This window comes from Parasynechococcus sp. (assembly GCF_042954325.1).
Lineage (GTDB): Bacteria > Cyanobacteriota > Cyanobacteriia > PCC-6307 > Cyanobiaceae > Parasynechococcus.
In genome coordinates this window covers 1-18,183 of the sequence record NZ_JBGKDS010000061.1, presented here as the reverse complement: position 1 = coordinate 18,183, position 18,183 = coordinate 1, and the positions used below count along the sequence as shown (strand labels likewise).

13 protein-coding genes are annotated in these 18,183 nt (G+C 59.2%); 5 read left to right on the top strand and 8 right to left on the bottom strand.

Annotated features, from left to right (window positions below; genetic code table 11):
- The coding region (locus tag ACGVKB_RS08365) for an autotransporter-associated beta strand repeat-containing protein (protein WP_392351032.1) at positions 1 to 2,184 on the top strand (2,184 nt) is incomplete at its 5' end.
- Positions 2,185 to 2,235: 51 nt separating this feature from the next.
- Positions 2,236 to 3,501, top strand: coding sequence for a CHAT domain-containing protein (locus ACGVKB_RS08360; RefSeq protein WP_392351030.1), 1,266 nt, complete (start codon positions 2,236 to 2,238; stop codon positions 3,499 to 3,501).
- A gap of 217 nt (positions 3,502 to 3,718) precedes the next feature.
- Here the strand turns inward: ACGVKB_RS08360 and ACGVKB_RS08355 are convergent, their stop codons facing one another.
- The 5 genes from ACGVKB_RS08355 to ACGVKB_RS08335 form a co-directional block, all read right to left on the bottom strand.
- On the bottom strand, positions 3,719 to 4,855 hold the full coding sequence (locus tag ACGVKB_RS08355) for an FAD-dependent oxidoreductase (RefSeq protein ID WP_392351028.1): 1,137 nt from the start codon (positions 4,853 to 4,855) through the stop codon (positions 3,719 to 3,721).
- Between the two features lie 123 nt (positions 4,856 to 4,978).
- Entirely contained in the window at positions 4,979 to 7,126 is a 2,148-nt protein-coding gene (locus ACGVKB_RS08350; protein WP_392351026.1) for an NHLP family bacteriocin export ABC transporter peptidase/permease/ATPase subunit, read from the bottom strand.
- On the bottom strand, positions 7,126 to 8,247 hold the full coding sequence (locus tag ACGVKB_RS08345; RefSeq protein WP_392351024.1) for a biotin/lipoyl-binding protein: 1,122 nt from the start codon (positions 8,245 to 8,247) through the stop codon (positions 7,126 to 7,128). Before ACGVKB_RS08345 ends, ACGVKB_RS08350 begins: the two co-directional genes overlap by 1 nt.
- Complete coding sequence (locus ACGVKB_RS08340) at positions 8,244 to 10,949, bottom strand: ATP-binding cassette domain-containing protein (RefSeq protein WP_392351022.1); 2,706 nt, start codon at positions 10,947 to 10,949, stop codon at positions 8,244 to 8,246. The genes ACGVKB_RS08345 and ACGVKB_RS08340 overlap by 4 nt, the downstream gene beginning before the upstream one ends.
- Entirely contained in the window at positions 10,946 to 12,019 is a 1,074-nt protein-coding gene (locus ACGVKB_RS08335; RefSeq protein ID WP_392351020.1) for a cyclic nucleotide-binding domain-containing protein, read from the bottom strand. Before ACGVKB_RS08335 ends, ACGVKB_RS08340 begins: the two co-directional genes overlap by 4 nt.
- 97 nt (positions 12,020 to 12,116) lie before the next feature.
- On the opposite strand from ACGVKB_RS08335, the gene gatB reads away from it, so the two are divergent.
- A complete protein-coding gene (gatB, locus tag ACGVKB_RS08330) occupies positions 12,117 to 13,598 on the top strand; it encodes an Asp-tRNA(Asn)/Glu-tRNA(Gln) amidotransferase subunit GatB (RefSeq protein WP_392351018.1) in 1,482 nt (493 codons plus the stop codon).
- A gap of 101 nt (positions 13,599 to 13,699) precedes the next feature.
- Positions 13,700 to 15,208 (top strand): prolyl hydroxylase family protein, encoded by a 1,509-nt coding sequence (locus ACGVKB_RS08325; RefSeq protein ID WP_392351016.1) that lies wholly within the window; start codon positions 13,700 to 13,702, stop codon positions 15,206 to 15,208.
- 257 nt (positions 15,209 to 15,465) lie between these two features.
- Here ACGVKB_RS08325 and ACGVKB_RS08320 read toward each other — a convergent pair whose 3' ends face one another.
- The 3 genes from ACGVKB_RS08320 to coaE all read right to left on the bottom strand — a co-directional run bounded on the left by ACGVKB_RS08320 (position 15,466) and on the right by coaE (position 16,993).
- Positions 15,466 to 15,762, bottom strand: coding sequence for a hypothetical protein (locus ACGVKB_RS08320; RefSeq protein ID WP_392351015.1), 297 nt, complete (start codon positions 15,760 to 15,762; stop codon positions 15,466 to 15,468).
- A gap of 45 nt (positions 15,763 to 15,807) precedes the next feature.
- Positions 15,808 to 15,993 (bottom strand): hypothetical protein, encoded by a 186-nt coding sequence (locus ACGVKB_RS08315; protein ID WP_392351013.1) that lies wholly within the window; start codon positions 15,991 to 15,993, stop codon positions 15,808 to 15,810.
- Positions 15,994 to 16,363: 370 nt separating this feature from the next.
- On the bottom strand, positions 16,364 to 16,993 hold the full coding sequence (coaE, locus tag ACGVKB_RS08310; RefSeq protein ID WP_392351011.1) for a dephospho-CoA kinase: 630 nt from the start codon (positions 16,991 to 16,993) through the stop codon (positions 16,364 to 16,366).
- A gap of 18 nt (positions 16,994 to 17,011) precedes the next feature.
- On the opposite strand from coaE, the gene argJ reads away from it, so the two are divergent.
- Positions 17,012 to 18,183, top strand: a 1,172-nt coding sequence (gene argJ / locus ACGVKB_RS08305; protein WP_392351009.1) for a bifunctional glutamate N-acetyltransferase/amino-acid acetyltransferase ArgJ, incomplete at its 3' end; no start/stop codon positions are given.

The window sequence follows — 18,183 nt, the reverse complement described above, 5'->3', positions numbered from 1 at the left end:
ACCAGTGCTGATGTTCTTGAGATTGGTGGTGATAATACCGATACAACATTTAGTGGCACCATTGAAGGTGCTGGCGGGCTGGGCAAAGTCGGGACTGGTGCACTCGAGCTTGCGAATAGTGGTAATACCTTTGGAACGGGTCGTGCAGGTGTCGGTCCCGTCCTTCTGATTTCCGGTGGAGCTGTCGATGTCGCTGATCAGAGTGCTTTAGGTGCTGCTGTTGGTGATGGCTCAATTCGATTACAAGATGGCGGAGCATTGATTTTTAATGCCGACACCACGCTGGATAGCAATCGCGGGATTGAAGTGCTTGCTGGCAATGGAGTGGTGCGGGTTGATGCTGGATTTTCAGTGGATGTGCCGTCCACGTTGAGTGGTGCGTCTGTTTTTGAAAAGCAGGGGCAAGGAACCCTGATTCTCTCGGGTTCCAATTCGTTTACGGGTGATCTCTCTGTCGTCGAAGGCACGTTGCGGGTCACCCGTGCTCTGGCCAATTCGGTTGATGTCACCACCTCTGATGCCAACACTTCTGGAACGTTTGAATTTTCTGTGGCTGAGCCGGTGTCATTTGGCGGCGTGATTTCTGGAACGGGCGGCTTGGTTAAATCCGGTGCCGATGCATTGACCTTGTCTGGGACTCACACGTATACCGGTGCAACAGATGTCAATGCTGGTGAGCTGCTGATTGATGGCAGTGCTGGTCAACTCAGTGCTTCGACTCCATTGACTGTTGCTAATGGAGCCACCCTCAGAGTTCAGACCAATGGGGTTGTCACGATTGGCTCTCTGTCTGGCAGTGGTTCTGTAGAGGTCACATCAAAAGATGATGTTCTCAAAGTCGGTGGTAGCAATACGAATACAACGTTTGATGGCTCGATTGGAGGTCTTGGTGGTTTGGAAAAGATTGGCTCTGGTTCTCTTGGTTTATCAGGTGTGAACTCGTTTGGGGCCGGCCGTGGTTCAGGACTTCCTGTCATTGTGGTTGGTGGTGGCTCTCTGGTGGTGTCCTCCGATGATGCGCTTGGGGCAGCAGTAGGCGATGACTCGATTCGACTTCAGGACGGTGCCATCTTGAGGTTCAACGGATCAACAACATTGAATACGGAACGTGGTATTTCAGTGGGAACAGCAGGAGGGAAAATAGAAGTCGATCCTGGGTTTGTTGTTGTTGTTCCATCCGATCTCAGCGGAACAACGAGTTTTGAGAAGTTGGGGAATGGAACCCTCCAGTTAACAGCGAATAATTCGAATTTCACGGCTGAAACAACAGTGTCTGGAGGCACGCTCACAGTCGATGGTGCTAATCCGGCTACCGCGACTTGTGTGAATCAGGCCAGCTCCAATCTCTGTACACCAACACCGGTCACGCCACCGCCAACCCCGACCCCGGTTCCGACTCCGACCCCGACTCCCACCCCGGTTCCGACCCCAACCCCAGTTCCAACCCCGACCCCAGTTCCGACTCCGACCCCAGTTCCGACTCCGACGCCGGTTCCGACCCCAACCCCGGTTCCAACCCCGACGCCGGTTCCAACACCGACTCCGACTCCCGAGCCAACGCCGGAACCGGAGCCTGAAGACCCTGCTCCCAATATCTTTGGCGGGGAAGTTGATTCCTCGACAGCTGTTGTTGTCGTTCAGGTTCAGCAGCAGAGCGCGAGTCCCCCTGCGAATTCAGGGCTCGATTCAGCGGGCAGTTCGGAGACAGATCAGCCCACGGCTCAGGGCCAATCGCAGAGCACTCCGATGACCTTGGTCGGTGATGGTCTGCCTGTGGAGTTGGCGATTGAGACGTCCTTCGAGGTCACTGGTGTGTCACAGGGCAATGCAGAGACCGCATCGGCCGGAGCCGGCTCCCCAGAACAGAGCTCCGATCCGTCGGCTCAAACCCCTGTTGGTGATCCAGACAACGGAGAGACGGTTGCAGCAGATTCAGAGCCCACGGCGGCAGATGCAGCACCGTCGACACCGTCGCAAGGCGTCCAACCCCGTTCTCCAGCAGTGTCGGTGACCCGTCTCAATCAACAGCAGGCCACCCGCAATCTTGAGCTTGCCGATACGGCCTCCACCCAGCGCACTGTGAGTGGCTTGAACTTGCCGGCATCCTCCAACCGATCCACACCAAGCCCGCAACAGATTTCTGGGTTCTTGCAGCAGTTACGCCAACGGGTGGCTAATCCTTAAGGCTTCGATTCATCCCCTCGCATTCTTGTTCTCCAAATTGTCCTGATGGTCATGCTGTCAACCCTTCAATCGGCTGCCTTGCGTTGGCTTCCCTTTAGGGAGAAAAAGCGATCGCAGGTGATCGCCTGCGCGTCTGTCGCTCTATGCAGTTGTTTGGGTGTTGTTGCCCATGCTCAGCAGCACAAGGCGTTTGATGCCAGTCGTTATAACCCTGCTGTTTTGCATGTTCGCTTCACTCCAGCAGAGGGTCGAACGACATCGGATCAATCCGATGCTTTCCTCGATCTAACGTTGATTGCCTCGTCCGGCGCAGTTGAAGGATTCCGGGCTGAGTTGTCGACCACCGATTTCCGTCAACAACTCTCAGGGTTGTATCGACAGTTGTCTCGGCTTGAGTCGCTTCAGGTTGATGATCCCTCCTCGCCATCTCGTCAGTTGCATGAGTTGATGTTTGGTGAGCTGTCGTCTGTTTTGCAACGTGAGCAAATATCGACTTTATTGATCGCAGCGGATCGGGGTCTCCAAGCCGTTCCTTTTGCTGCCCTCAGTGATGGCACCAGCTTCTTTGGAGAGCGTTACGCCTTTGCGATCACGCCCTCGTTGGCCTTGATGGATTTCGAGTCCAGTGAGTCAACGCAGGATCGAATGTTGGCGCTTGGTGCTTCGCGTTTTAAAGGCCTGGCGGCATTGCCCTTGGTGCCCCAAGAAATTCAGCGCATCGGCGATCCCAGCAAGAAAGATGAGTTTTTAAATCAGGAGTTCACCGTCGAGGCCCTCTTGGACAAGGGTGCAGATGCCCGTTACAACCAACTTCATGTGGCGACCCATGCTGAATTCAAGCCGGGGGGGCCGGCGCTGTCTCAATTGCATTCAGGCGTCGGCCCAGTGTCGATGAAGCAGCTGGCTCAATTGCGCCAAAAGCGACAGGGTGTTCCCTTGGACCTTGTTGTGTTCAGTGCCTGCCGCACTGCCTTGGGGGATGCCGAGGCGGAACTTGGTTTTAGCGGTCTGGCCCTCCAGGCCGGTGCCCGAAGTGCCGTCGGGACACTTTGGTATGTCGATGACGTCGCAACATCGGCATATTTCGTGCTGATGTATCGCTATCTCGATCAAGGAGTGCCGAAAGCCGATGCGATGCAGCTCACACGGCAGGCATTTATTCGGGGTGATGTGCGCTTGGTGGGTGATCAATTGTTGGGGCCTGAGGGTCTGCCTTTGCTGACTGATCTCACCCCGGCGCAACAGCGCCGTGTCAACAATGGCCTCTCTAACCCCTTTTATTGGGCGGGGATCTCCTTGATGGGTGCGCCCTGGTGATGCCTTGAAGGCCTCAGCTGCTTGATGGATGTCTCCACGACGGCCCAATGTGCGTTGTTGTTGTCCGATCGAGAGGCAAGATTGGGCCCAAGGTTTGACATGGATTGTTGGACTGATCTGTTTCGCCTCAGGCGTGCCTTTGTTGTCTCGCTGTGATGCGGCCAGTGATGTCAGTTCTTGGCTGTCGGTTGGCGTGACATCGGGGGCTGAAATTGGGTCATGACAACGCTGTGATCGTTGTTTTCTTTTCAAAGCGATCCCAGCGGAAGGCCTTCAGCAACAGCTCGTCCTCCTGGGTCATGGCTGTTGTTGTCATCGCCAGCGACAGCCACTCGGCCGTGATTGCTGCCAACAGCACCCCATTGCGGTGGTGTCCAGTGGCGAGCCAGAGTCCTTCGATCGGTCCTTTCCCCAGGAGTGGCCCTTCGTCGGGCGTGCAAGGCCGGAACCCCCACCAACGTTCCATCGGTGGCCATTGGCTGGCATCCGGCAGCAGTGAAGCGATGCCCTGCTGCAGTTGTTGTTGACCATTGGGGGTCAGCCCTTCTCTGAATTCTGCTTCCGGTTCCGTGGTGGCCCCGACCACGACCAGCCCATCCTCCCGAGGCACCATGTAGGTGCCCGGTCCAAAGATCACCCGCTTGAGGTAGTCCCTTGGGCCTTGCAGCGACAGCATCTGACCTTTGACCGGAAAGACCGGAAGCTCCGGAATCAGTTGCTGGCTCCAGGCTCCACTGCAGAGAACGGCCTGATTGCAGTGGATCTGGCGTTGCTCTCCCTCGGCGGTTTGCAACACAACACCGTTCAGCTGTCCGGCTGGGCAGCGCAGCAGGTGTCGGACTTCAGATCCTTCGAGGAAATCAACCCCAAGCGAGACACAGGCACGCTCGAGGGCCCGCATCAGCCTGCGGCGGTTGTCAATTTGTCCGTCCTGCTCAAACAGCAGTCCCGCTGTCCAGCTTGCTCCCAGGCCAGGGAGCTCCCGGATCAGTTGGCTCGCATCCAGGCGTTGTCCCAGCTCGGCAGTGGGGTAAGCATCCCGTTCTGAACGGCTGCGAAAGGGCACAACAATGCCGCTGGTCCTGAGGCCGCAGCTCAGGCCACTGTCTGCTTCGATCTGGCCAACCCAGCGCGGGATGGAACTGAGACTGCGGCGGCCGAGCTCGAGCAAGGGCCCGCTGAGCCCTTCGGCGTGGGGGGCGAGCATCCCTGCTGCGACAAAACCAGCGGCTTCGCTGCGGCGTCGGCTGATCACTTGCACAGCACAGCCGTGTCGTGCGAGTTGATGGGCGATCGACAGGCCCATCAGCCCTCCTCCAAGCACCAGCAGTGGTGGATGGCCTGACTCGGTCATGGCAAGAGATCGGCCCCCAGGGTCAACGTGTGCGTGCGTCGATGGCTCAGCGCTGTGAGCACTCTCGCCATGGTGTCAGTCCCTCTGGTGATCAAGCCATGTTCTGGGCTGGACTGGATCCTTTTACTGTGCATCGCTCAGGAGTTGGGAATAGGCACCGCTGCTATTGCGCATCAGTTCTGCATGGTTTCCTTGCTCAATGACCCGCCCTTGATCCATCACTAAAATTTGATCGGCATCACGAATGGTGCTCAATCGGTGGGCCACGATGATTTGCGTGCAGCCTCGGCGGGTGAGGTTGTGAATGACGCGTTGCTCGGTGTCAGCGTCCAGCGCTGACGTTGCTTCATCCATAACCAGAATGCTGGGATTGCTAGCCAGGGCACGAGCCAGTTCCAGGCGTTGTCGCTGGCCTCCTGAAAGGTTTTTGCCGCCTTCACTCAACTTCGTATCAAACCCATCGGGGAGCGCACGAACGACATCGATGATTTCGGCATCGCGGCAGGCTTGCACAAGATCCTCCTCTTGGATGGTTGGATTCCAGAGCCTGAGGTTGTCGCGAACGCTGCAGCCAAAGAGTTGGATGTCCTGCTGCACCATCGCCAGTGAGCTCACGCACATGTTCCGTGGGATCTGCAGCAACGTGCGGCCATCCATGAGGATTTCTCCAGAGCTGGGCTGATGCAAACCGGCGATGAGTTTGGCCAAGGTGCTCTTGCCACTCCCGCTGCCCCCCACCAGTGCAATGCGCATGCCAGGGCTGATCGAAAGATTCAAACCCTCAATCAACGGTGGCTTGATGGCAACAAAGCCAAAGCTGAGATTGCGAATTTCGATCTCCCCGCTGAGGCGGATTGATGGCTCCTCGCTCTCCCTTTTGGCGGTGCTCAGTAATGGGTCCCGCGGTTGCTCGAGGACATCCTCGAGGCGCAGCACTCCGGCCTCAAATTGTGGAAGCTGCTGGACAAAACCAATGACGGCTTCAATCTGTCCTTTGAGGCTGAATGCAATCGTTTGAGCGGCCAAGAGCATGCCGAGGGTCAGTTCTCCACGAATCACCAGAACAAATCCGATGACGAGGACCAGGAGTTCGTTGACCGTCGTCAGCGCACTTGGGACCAGGCGCAGTTGTGCATTGCGCAGCTGAAGGCTCTGCATCGTATTGAGCAGTCGGCTCTGGTAACCGGCAAAGCGGCGGAAGACATCGGTTTCGATGGCGGCGGCTTTGATGGTTTCGATGTCGCGCATCGCTTCGACAACCACCGCGCTGCTTTTGGCCTGATCCTTCGCGATTGTGATGCTGGCGTCTTTCTGGCGGCGTCGGTTGAGTTGCACCACCAAGGCATTAATGGCGGTGGTTCCAAGAACTAAAAGCCCAAGGGTTGGGCTGTAAAGCATCGTCAGAATCAAATAGAAAATCAGCAGAACCAAACCCGTTGCCATCGGGATCAGTCGGCCGCCGATGAATTCTCCGATCTGCGCATTGATCGCCATCCGTCCGGCGATATCTGAAGCATGTCGCTGGCTATAAAACCGCTCGGGGAGGGCCAGAATTTGATGCTCATAGCCCACTGCAAACCGTCGTGTCAGCCGTTTTTCCAGTCGACGGGTGCCAACCAACTGGAGGTGACGCAGTGCAGCCTGTACGCCAATGGTGAGTGCCATGGCCAGAAGCATTGGCTTGAGCCATTGGTTCATGCCATTGCCGATGACTTCGTCCAAATAAATTTGGGCAAAAATCGGCATCACCAGCTGCGGAAGGATCAGCAGCAGGCCTGCAATCGTGATGAACAGTGCTCCGAAGGGTTCGGATCGCAATCGTTTCAGAACAATTGGCCAGGGCGATGGGGCTTGGCCACCACGCTGGAATGCTTCATTCGGTTCGAACGTCAGCGCAATTCCGGTGTAGCTGCGATCAAAGTCCTCGCGTGACACCGTCCGTGGTCCGAGGGCTGGGTCATTCAGAGCAATCTGGTCGCCCTTGAATCCCTCAAACACCAGGAAATGATTGAACTCCCAGAACACGATCACGGGAGGCTTCACCTCTTCGAGTGCGGTGAGTCCTTTTTTGAATCCTTTGGCTGTGAGCCCCAGGCTGCGGGCGGCCAGCAACAGGTTGGCGGCATCACTGCCGTCGCGAGACACGCCGCACAGTTCCCTGAGCTGCGCTAGCGGCACATAGCGTCCGTAGTGCTGAAGGATGATGCTCAACGAGGCGGCGCCGCATTCGGTCGCCTCCATCTGCAGCACTGTCGGTGTGCGCACCGTCATCAGTAGATGCCCGTTAAATCCCGCAGGATCGGGATGACATAACTGACCGGTCGCCGTTCTTCCACCAGCACGCGCACCGAGGTGGGTGTGCCCACGGTGAGTTGCAAGTCCGGTCCAGAACCTCCTCCCCAGTCGTAGCCGCTGACCGTCCGTGGATCTCTCTGAAGACTGGTTCTGACTTCAATCAGAGGTCCGAGGTTTTGCGCGATGACGGCATCGACGAGCGAGTTACGGCCCAGTCGTTTGCGCAAGGCGTCCTCCCGAACCGGCAGGGGCAAGACAGCGGTCACTGTGCCTTCGATCCCTCCGTGCCGTTGCGGCTTGGTGCTGGCCGGGGAGATCCGAACCCTTTGCCCGACGGAGAGGCGTTTGCCGTCCTTGGCGGGGAAAAAGGCCAAGCTTTCCAGTTCTGTGGTCGAGGTCGCGGCATCCAGCGTCAAGAGAATGTCACCGCGTTGGACGACATCACCGACGTGGGCGCTGGAGTCGACGATGCAGCCGGTGGCTGGGGCGGTGACCGTGGCGGTGCGTTCCATCGTTGCCTTCAACGTGCGGATCCGCGTCGTCTGCTGGGTGATCTGTTGTTCCCGTTGGCTGTTGCGCGATGCGATCGAATCTTCGACATCGCGGAGTTGTTGTTGCCGTCGCTCCAGTTCATCGAGGGGAATCGCGCCGACGGCGGCCAGATCGTCGACGCGCTCGATTGAACGTCTGAGTTGCGCGATCCGAGCCGCGCCCAGACGATCCTGCTCGGCATCCTGTTGCCGCAGCTGATCGAGTTGGATTCTGGCTTGCTCTTCTTCCAATTGCTCACGAACCGGTTCAATCCTTGCGAGAACGTGGCCAGCCTCAACGCAATCACCAACGTCGACCGCCAGCTCCTGCAGCCGCCCCGCCGATTCACTTTGGATCGCTTTGACAGTGTCCTGACGAACGAGGACTCCCCGTCCGCTGATGCGGACGGGGAGTCGACCCAACACGGACCAAACCGTGATCGATAGGCAGAAGCCCCCAAGGGACAACAACAGCAGCCATTGCCCTGGCCTCAGCAGGCGGAGTGGCTGATCGAGTTGTTCGGGATTGGAGAGTGCGTCGAGGGCACTTTTGCGAAAGAGGCTCATGTGATCTGTCGCTCCATCATTTTGAAGAACAGATCGTGGTGTTGCATCAGGGTTTCGTAGGTGCCTTCTTCCTGAACCTGTCCTCGCTGGATCACCACAATTCGATCGGCGCCACGGATGGTGCTGAGCCGATGCGCGATCACGATGCGGGTGATGGCGAGTGACGCGAGACTTCGCGTGACGATGGCCTGGGTGCGGTTGTCCAGCGCACTGGTCGCTTCGTCAAAAATCAGGATGCGTGGTTTGCGAACGAGCGCGCGCGCGATTGCCACCCGTTGACGCTGGCCGCCAGACAAGGTCCCGCCCCCGTCGGTCACCATCGTTTGTAAACCCATTGGCATGGCATGGATGTCGTCCGCGAGGCCAGCGAGTTCAACGGCATGCCATGCCTCCTCTTCGCTGATGATGCGACCGCCGGCAATCGCTTCCATGAGCGATCCGCTGAACAAGGCATTGCTCTGCAGCACCGTTCCGATCTGACGGCGCACGCTGTCGAGTCGGAGGCCTTGGAGCGGTTGTCCGTCAAAGCGGATCTCACCGTTCGCAGGGCTGTCAAAGCCCAGCATCAGTCGCACCAGCGTGGATTTCCCGGAGCCAGACGGGCCGACGATGGCGAGTTGCTCGCCGGCTTCGACGTTGAAACTCACCTCATCCAGCACCAGCGGTTGCTCTGGGCAATAGCGGTAGCTGACCCGATCCAGGTTGATCTGACCCGTTAAGGCTGAAGCCGCGATGAGTTGAGGCTTGCTTTCTGGATGGGTTTTGAGAATGGGTTCAGCGCGTTCGTAGATCACCGGCATGTCGAGTGAGCCGATCAACAGACCCGCAAAGCCCGCCGCTGTGCCGATGAAGGTGCCGAATGCCGAGAAGAAACCAAGCAGTTCGCCGACATTGGGAGCATCAACGGCCGGTGAGCTCGCGGCTTCCGCGATCAGTCGCGTGACCATGACGTAGATCAGCAACGTTCCCAAATTGGGAATCACCGACCTCAGCAGTGATGCGGTGGCCTCTTTGATGTCGAGGGCGTTCTCAAGACTCACCACTGTTTGAAATTGCTCGCCCCACCAGCGGGCGGCGCTGGTTTCCGCCCCTGCCAGTCGGAGTTTCGACACGGCATTGAGCAACTCGAGGTTGCGGCTTTGGGCCTGCGCTTGGGCGACCTCTTGATGGCGCTGGAGAGGTCTGGACTGAAGTCCGAGGATCGCCGTGGGGATCAGCAGCAAACCGGCGATCACCAGTGCCAGGGCCGTCAGTTTCACGCTGATCCGCAGCATGAAGAGGATGTAGAGGCTGGTGAGCACGCTCTGGAGCAGCCCTCCCTCCAGAAGCTGCTGGATTTCACGGCGCAGCTCGTCAAGGGCGCTGAACCGCAGCTGCAGGTCGCCGACGTTGCGCTGTCGAAAGAATTCAGCAGGCAGCCGCAGCAGACGATGCATGGCGGCAAGTTGAGAGCGCGCTGCTCCCCGCTGCTGCGTCAGAAGCAGTGCGCGGCTTTGCACCCATTCAAGGCAGACACGCAACAGTCCAGCGGCCACTAAGACGACGCTGATTTGCAGTAAGAGCCCTAGATCCCGATCCGGCAAAGCCTGGTTGGTCATCACCGTGTTGAACGTCGGGGTCAGAAGTCCCAGCAAGGTGCTCAGCAGCATCACCCCGACACCGATGCGGAAGCCGCCGCTGAGGAGGCCCAAACAGGTTCCGGTGAGGGTCCCTGTGACACCCATCCCGAAGATCCAGCGGCTGGCACCGACATCCCTGCCAATGGCCAGAAAAAATCCGAGACAGACCCCTAAGAGCAGGCCACTGATGACATACGAGGTGGTCTGGCGGGGCTTGCCATAGGCAAAGCGCAGCAGTCCAAGGGCACTGAGATCTTGCTCCTGCAGAGCCGGACTGATGCTCAGCATCCGGGGGGAGAGTTGCTCCAGCGCGGCGCTGGCTTGAGCCAATGGAACAGGCTCCGCCATGCGAGCTGGGATCCAGAGTTGATAGCCCTGTCCTGTGGACTGGAGCACCACCACATCTCTGCGGCCGGACTCTTCAAAACCGATCAGATCACCGCAGTCCTGATTGAGGTCTTGGTCATCAATCAGGACCTCTCGGGCAAAGAGATCGGTGCGTTCCAGCAGGTCCTGCAGCCGCAGTCGCGGATCGAGATTGTCGCTGGCGTGGGGAAGCGGGACAACGGTGCTGTTGGGGCACAGCAGCAGCAAGCCCCGCAGCAAGGGGTCATCCGTGGAGTGTTGGCTGGCAAGGGATGCGTCCTTGCCGTCCTGTTCCATGGCTTGGAACAGCAGGTCTTCACTGCGTTGATTCAGCGGGTTATGGCTGTCGTTCAGGGCATCAAAGTGCGCGCTGGCGCGCTGGTGCAGGTCCAGCAAAAGCTGCAACAGGGTTGACGCTGCGGGTGGTTCGTCGCACGGGGGCAGGCCCTGCTCCGCGCGGATTTGATCGGCGAGCCAGCGTCGCCCGTCCCGATCGTCACCGGGCTCTGCTGGCTGCAGTTCCATGCCGGCAATGGGCTGCAGCTCAAGTCGCACATCGTCGCGAGGAGAGGAGGGAAGGCCCGGATAGACGAGCCCTTCTTGAAGTCGGAACAGGCCAAAGGATTGCCGTCCCTGGGCGATCAGCAGAGCATCACCACCCACCAGTCGAAATGGGTGGATTGGCCAGTCGTGACGATGAGTCGGATCGGCGGTCATCGCCTCTCGACCCCCTGGGTCTGAAAGTGGCGGCAAAGCCAGTCGAAATGCCGGGCACCTCGGCTGACGGCCTCGAGTTGCTGCAGATCGAGGCTGTCGTCGTCTGTGGCGTCCTGCGCCCGTTCACGGCGTTGACTGAGTTGGCCGAGTTGATGCTGTTGGAGTTGGTCCCGGCTGCGTTGCGACAGCATGCAGGCCATCGCGCGATGGAAGCGACAGTCGAGTGCCGGATCGACGGCCAGTTCGTTGCGTAGTCGGTCCTGTTCGATGACGAGGAGATCGATTCCTTCCGGTGCCAGAACATCGGCGGAGGCGCCCTTTTGATCCTCCAGCAGCAGGCTCATTTCACCGATCAGCTCGCCTCGGCGTGCTTTCCCGACGGAACGGGAGCGCCCCTCGCGTTCCACGCGGATCTCCCCTTCGCCGCTCAGCACCAAATAGAGGCTGTTGACGGGTTGACCTTGGCGTAGCAGCCATTCTCCGGCTCTGATCTGTTCAAGTCGTCCATAACTGGCAAGGCGATGGACATCGCGCTGCTGCAAGTTTGCAAACAGCGTGAGGACTTTGCGCAATGGTTCTGCTGACGGTTGCGTCGCCCCCGTGAGGTCGTTGTTCTGTTGCTGGATCTGCAGCGCCAATTTCTGGGCCAGCAAGCGCGGGAGTTGAGCTGCCAACGTTGGGTTGACCCGTTCAAGCTGCTCAATCGCGGCAAATGGCACCTCCAGAACCCGGCTGGGCGCTTGGGTCACGATGTTGGCCACGGCTGGACGTTGTTCCAGCCAGCTCATTTCTCCGATCAAGGCACCGGCCTTGAGGTTGTTCAGAGTGACTTGACGTTGGTTGGCATCGGTTGTGTTGACGACGCAGCAGCCATCCAGCAGAAACAGCAATGCCTCGGCGTTGTCGCCTTCTTGAATGAGTTGCTGACCGGCTGCTGCTGTGGTCTCGGTTCCGACGTCTGTTAACCAGGCGATCAGTTCGGCGTCTCCACGGGAACGGAAATCAAATGGATTCACCGTCTGGAGCTGGAGCGCCCACTTGTTATGGGTCTGGTTCAGCGGTTTGTCCACCGCTCGAAGCGGAATGCTGCACCGCCCCAATTCCGAGGTGTGCTGTTGTTCCGCCCCGTTCCATAGGATCCGCTCATCTGGTTTGCACCCGGCACACATGGCTGACGCAGCAACTCAACCGGCATGGGAAGCCGTGATTGGCTTGGAGACCCATGTCCAGCTGGGGACCGACAGCAAGATTTTCACGGCTGCATCCACCTCGTTTGGGGATGACCCCAACACCCACATCGATCCGGTGGTCTGCGGGTTGCCGGGCACGTTGCCGGTGCTCAACCAAAAGGTGCTCGAGTATGCGGTGAAGGCCGCGATGGCGCTGAATCTGAACATTGCTGAGCACAGCAAGTTCGACCGCAAGCAATATTTCTATCCAGACCTGCCGAAGAATTACCAGATCTCCCAGTTCGACCAGCCCATTGCCGAAGAGGGTTGGATCGAGGTGGAAGTCGCGGAGAAGGGGAAGGACACCTACCTCAAAACCATCGGCATCGAGCGTCTGCATATGGAGGAGGACGCCGGCAAGTTGGTGCATGCGGGCAGTGATCGCCTGGCGGGATCCACCCATTCCCTGGTCGACTACAACCGTGCCGGTGTGGCCCTGGCCGAGATCGTCAGCAAACCGGACCTGCGCACCGGCCGCGAAGCGGCGGAATATGCGTCGGAGATCCGTCGGATCATGCGTTATCTGGGTGTGTCCGACGGCAACATGCAGGAGGGATCCCTGCGTTGTGACGTCAACATCTCCGTCCGTCGCGGGCCGGATGCGCCCTTCGGGACGAAGGTGGAGATCAAGAACATGAATTCGTTCTCAGCCATTCAGAAGGCCTGTGAGTACGAGATCAAGCGTCAGGTGAAGGCGATTGAAGCTGGCGAAACGATCGTGCAGGAAACCCGCCTCTGGGACGAGGGCAAGCAGCTCACCAAGAGCATGCGCAGCAAGGAGGGGGCCAGCGACTATCGCTATTTCCCGGATCCGGACCTGGGCCCGATCGAAGTAAGCGCCGACCAGCGGGAAGGTTGGCGTGCGGAATTGCCGGAATTGCCGGCGGCCAAGCGTCATCGCTATGCCGAGGACCTTGGCTTGTCCCAGTACGACGCCCGAGTGTTGACCGATGAGCGTCCGATGGCCGACTACTACGAGGCCGTGGTGGGTGCCGGTGCCGATGCCAAGTTGTCTGCGAACTGGATCACCGGCGATATCGCTGCGTATGTCAACAGCAACCGACTCAGCTATGCCGAGCTGCCCTTCCGTCCGGAGCAACTGGCGGAAATGGTGCAGCTGATCGATGGCGGCAAAATCAGCGGCAAGATTGCCAAGGAGATCCTGCCCGAACTGCTGGAGAAAGGCGGATCACCCAAAGCCATCGTTGATGAGCGTGGGTTGGGAATGATCAGTGACCCTGCGGCGATCACCGCCATCGTTGAGGAGCTCTTGGCGGCGCATCCAGAGGAGGTGGAAGCCTTCCGCGGCGGTAAAAACAAACTCCAGGGTTTCTTTGTCGGTCAACTGATGAAGAAGACCGGTGGCAAAGCGGATCCCAAGCTGGCCAACCAGATCCTCAGCCAGAAGCTCAAGGGTTGAGCTGGGCTGCCCGTTGAGCTGTTGCGCTTTCGATCGCGGGGCTGGTTCTGCACGGAACCTCCCCTAATTTGCGGCTCAGTTGAGGTGTTGGTTCGCCTGCGATGGTGCTGCTTCCCCGGTTTGCGCCGACTCCCTTTCGGTTGCTGAAGACGCCCAAGCCCCTGCAGGACCGCTTGGAGCAGGACTACCGGGCGATGACGTTTGAGCCGGTGGAACAGGAGGTGCAGCACGATCAGGCCTATCAGGCCGATGTGATTGCAGGGATTTCGTCGGTGCGATCGCGGACCCCCGATCTGCGCTACGCGCCGATGTCCGAGGCCTTCAAGCAGTTGGCCTATGAGCAGTTGACTCCGCTGATGGAGCAGTGGGTCGGTCAACCTCTGGAGCGCAGTTGGGGGTATGGCGTGCGGAGTTATGGAGCTGGCTCCTGGTTGCATATGCACCGCGACCGGGTGGATACCCATGTGGTGAGCTGCATTGTTCATGTGGCTGATCAGTCCAATCAGCCCTGGCCCCTGGATTTCATTGATCATGAGGCTGTGCACCATCGGGTGCTGTTTAAGCCGGGCACGATGCTCTTTTATGAAAGCCTTTGTCCCCACGGGCGAGCATCTGAATTTGATGGTGACTTTTACCGCAATATGTATTTTCACTGGCGCCCGAAGGATTGGGACCCAGCTCCATATCAACAACTGGCTAGCAAGTTTTCCAGCGTAGAAGATGCACTTCAAAGCAATCAGTCCCTTCGATTGATGGCATCAATTCCGGAAACATGGCGTGATTGGTTGATCTTGAATCGTGACCGTGGTTGTGATCGCGAGGGGATGTTGGAACGGGCCCTGGCCCATGGGTTTGAACGTCAGGCCCTTGAGGCGGTGTTGGATGCGGGGGTGACGACCGCATCGGTGGCCTCAGCGGCCATGCAGCCCCCGGCTGCCAGCAGCGTCGGTGCCGCTGGCTCGGACCAGCCGTCGATGTTGCAGTGGTTCGAGGCGCCCCTCACCGAGCCGGCGCATCGTCCCCGCGCTTGGAGGTTGGATACCCCCTTGGCGCAGATCTATGAAATCCCCAACCTGCTGAGCCGTGAGGAATGCCAACAGGTGATCGCTGCGATCGACCAAGGTCTTCAGCCGTCCACCGTCACGCGTGGGTCCAGTGATTACCGCACCAGTCGCACCTGTCACCTGCGTCGCCGACATGCCGAGTTGGCGGAGATGCTCGACCGCCGTTTTGCGGCGCTCCTTGGTGTGGAGCCGGAGTTGTCCGAACCGATCCAGGGCCAGCGCTACGACCCAGGGCAGTATTTCAAGCAACACACCGATTGGTTCGCCCCCGGCACCGATGAGTTTCTGACCCACACATCACCCGGTGGTCAGCGCACCTGGACGTTGATGGTGTATCTCAACGCCGTGGAGTTGGGCGGCGAAACCTGTTTCAAGCGCTTGGGCCGTTGTTTCACCCCCGTTCCAGGGATGGCGTTGGCCTGGAACAACCTTCAGGCCGATGGCACACCGAATCCCTTCACCCTGCATGAGGCGAATCCGGTGGAGCAGGGCAGCAAATGGGTGATCACCAAGTGGTTCCGTGCGGAGACAGGACGGAACGGCTGACCAAGCGCTCTCCATCCTTTGGCAGGATTTGCTGGATGTCGTCAGAGTCGTGTTATTTCCGGACCACGCTGAGGTCGGATCCGTATCAAAGTGCTTTTGAGGAGAAATCAAGCTGACTGGATTCGGTTTCGACGCTGCTTTCCAGTCAGCTCCTCACCCCATTGAAGCGGCGGCACAAGCCGTGATGGCAGCGACTCAGCGCATCGCGTTGTGCCGTACCCCTAGGCCCCCCGTCAGTTAGGGCGGGGTGTCTGCTGTTAGGAGAGCTTGAGCGTCGACACTCGACCAACCCCAACTTGGCCTTGTGCCGCGGCGGCAACCAACCCCATCAGCTCGTCGTCGGACAAACTCTGGCTGCCATGCACCTTGAGGGTCGACCAGTCGAACCTGGTCTTCTCTGGTGCTGTTTGTTTGGCGTTCTGCAGGAGTGCCCTCGCGACAGTCCTCGTGTCTTCAGCTTCGTTCTCGCTGAGGAACACCACCTGAGCGAGTGTCGGGGTTTCCTTGTCGCCGTACGCGAGCGTGACCAAGTAGGCGAAAAACGTGTCGCTCAAAGGCTCGCGGCTTGGAGTTTTGAGCGTAGGAGGTGGGTCAAAGCGTTAACGCCTGATTCCTCTGATGCGGGTTGCATCGGGCCGTGGTTTGGTCCTGTTGATCCAGGGTTGGACGTCGAGCCAAGCGTCGAAGTATTGGTTAAAGGCCTCGGGTTGCAGATCTGGCAGCACAACAGCGAGTGCGTCAAACAGTTCCTCTCCCTCGTAGCCATCTTCCAGCAGGGCGGTCACTAACTGCTGGTCTGTTCGAAAGCTGAACTTGCCTGCGTTATCCACGTTACTTTTTGCCGAGTAGCTCGACCCAGGTCACGGTTTCTTTTTGGGTCTTTTTTGCTTTTTGAGGATCTAGTTCTTGCTTGGTGTTTGTTTTCACGGTTGCTCCGTGACGCTGCTAAATAACTACTACAAATCTTCCCGGCGAAGTTTAAGACGAGGTAGCTGGCAGGTTTGGGTCTCACCCTTGCTTGTTTAAGTTTTGGTTAGGACGCCAGGGATGTTTGTGCATGTCTCTTGTGGTGCTGTTGCTAGTTGGGTCCATTTGTGCCACTGGGGGGAGTGGTGGATGTCGTTTCTGGGGCGAAATGGGTGAGATTTTTATGGGTTATTTGAATGGTGGTGATTGGTCTTTGGGACGGTTGTTGATGGCGATTGATAGTTGTTGTTTCAGCGACTGTTCCGTTCCGCGGTTGTTGATTAAGACATCGGCCAGCGGGCGTTTGCGGTTGAGGGGCCATTGGGCGGCGATGCGTGCCTGGGCGTCCTCTCGCGTCAGGGCATTGCGCCGCATCAGTCGCTCGAGTTGTTGCTCTTCATCGCAATCCACCAGCCAGATCTCGCTGCAGAGATCGGTGAGTCCCGCTTCGAACAGCAGGGGAATCATCAGCACGATGGTGGGCGCATCGGCGTGCTCGCCCAAGCCCCGTTCAAAACGGAGGCGCACCTGGGGATGGATCAGGTCGTTCAGCCACTGTCGTTCTCCAGCGTCAGCAAAAACGATCTGGCCCAAGGCAGCGCGGTCAATGCTGTCGTCCCCACGGCAAACAGAGGGGTGGCGTTGCAACACGGCTTGGGTGCTGGTGGTGCCGGGTTCCAGCACCGCGCGGGCGAATTGATCCGCATCCAGCACCGGCCAGCCGCTCGCCTCCAACAGCCTGCCGACACTGCTCTTGCCGCTGGCGATCCCTCCGGTTAGGCCGATGCGGCGTTGCATGGTGCCGGGAGAGGATGCCATCAGTTTCCAATGTTGATCGTGGCAGCGACGGCCGGGTCCCCTTGGCGTTCGATCAGCGGTGGTGTCACGGCTGCTGTTGGCTTCCAGGCGGCCGGTGTGACGGCTGGGCTGAAAGCGTCGGGGCGTCCTGATCTGGCGCTGTTGTTGGCCCCCCCGGGTGCGGTCTGTGCTGGAGGGTTTACGCGGTCGCTGGTGCGAGCTGCTTGCGTGGATCTCTGCGCTGATCGCCTTCAGGCCACGGGTGGAGCGGCCCGGGCCGTCCTGATCAATTCCGGTCAGGCGAATGCCTGCACCGGCGCGCTGGGACTCAGCGACAGCGAAACGGCGACGGCGGCTGTTGCCGAGGCCCTGGGGCTGTCTTCTGAGGCCGTGCTGATCTGCTCCACGGGTGTCATCGGTGTTCCGATCCCGATGCCCACGCTGTTGGCCGGTGTGTCTCCCCTGACGGCAGGTCTGTCTTCTGAAGGTGGTCCGCAGGCAGCGGAAGCCATCCTCACCACCGACCTCGTGGCCAAGGAGATCGCCTTGGAGGCGGAGTTTGACGGCCGCACCGTGCGCATCGGTGGGATGGCCAAGGGCTCGGGAATGATTCATCCCGACATGGCCACCATGCTCGGCTTCATCAGCTGCGACGCCGGGGTCGATGTTGCGGTGTGGCGTTCGATGGTGCGACGGGCGGTGCAGCGCTCGTTCAATGCCATCACCGTCGACGGCGACACCAGCACCAACGACACGGTGCTGGCTTTTGCCGCCGGGGAGCCTTTGGCGGCCGACCATCACGCTGCTTTGGACGCCGGGCTGACGGCGGTCATGCAGCACCTGGCTCGGGCGATCGCGCGTGACGGCGAAGGAGCGACCTGCCTGCTGGAAGTCAGTGTGTCCGGGGCACCGGATGAAGCGGGAGCCCTGACGCTGGCTCGGACGGTCTGCGGCTCTTCATTGGTGAAGACGGCGGTCCATGGCCGTGATCCCAATTGGGGACGCATCGTGGCGGCCGCGGGTCGTGCCGGCGTCCCCTTTGATCCGCAGCGCGTGGATCTCTGGGTGGAATCCCATCAGCTGATGGCGGCGGGGCAACCGCTGGACTTCGATCGTGCGGCCGCCAGCGCCGATCTCAAGGCCCGTGCGGCCGGCGCCTATCTGCAGGACGATTGCGTGCGGATTCGCTTGTCGGTGGGTGATGGCCCTGG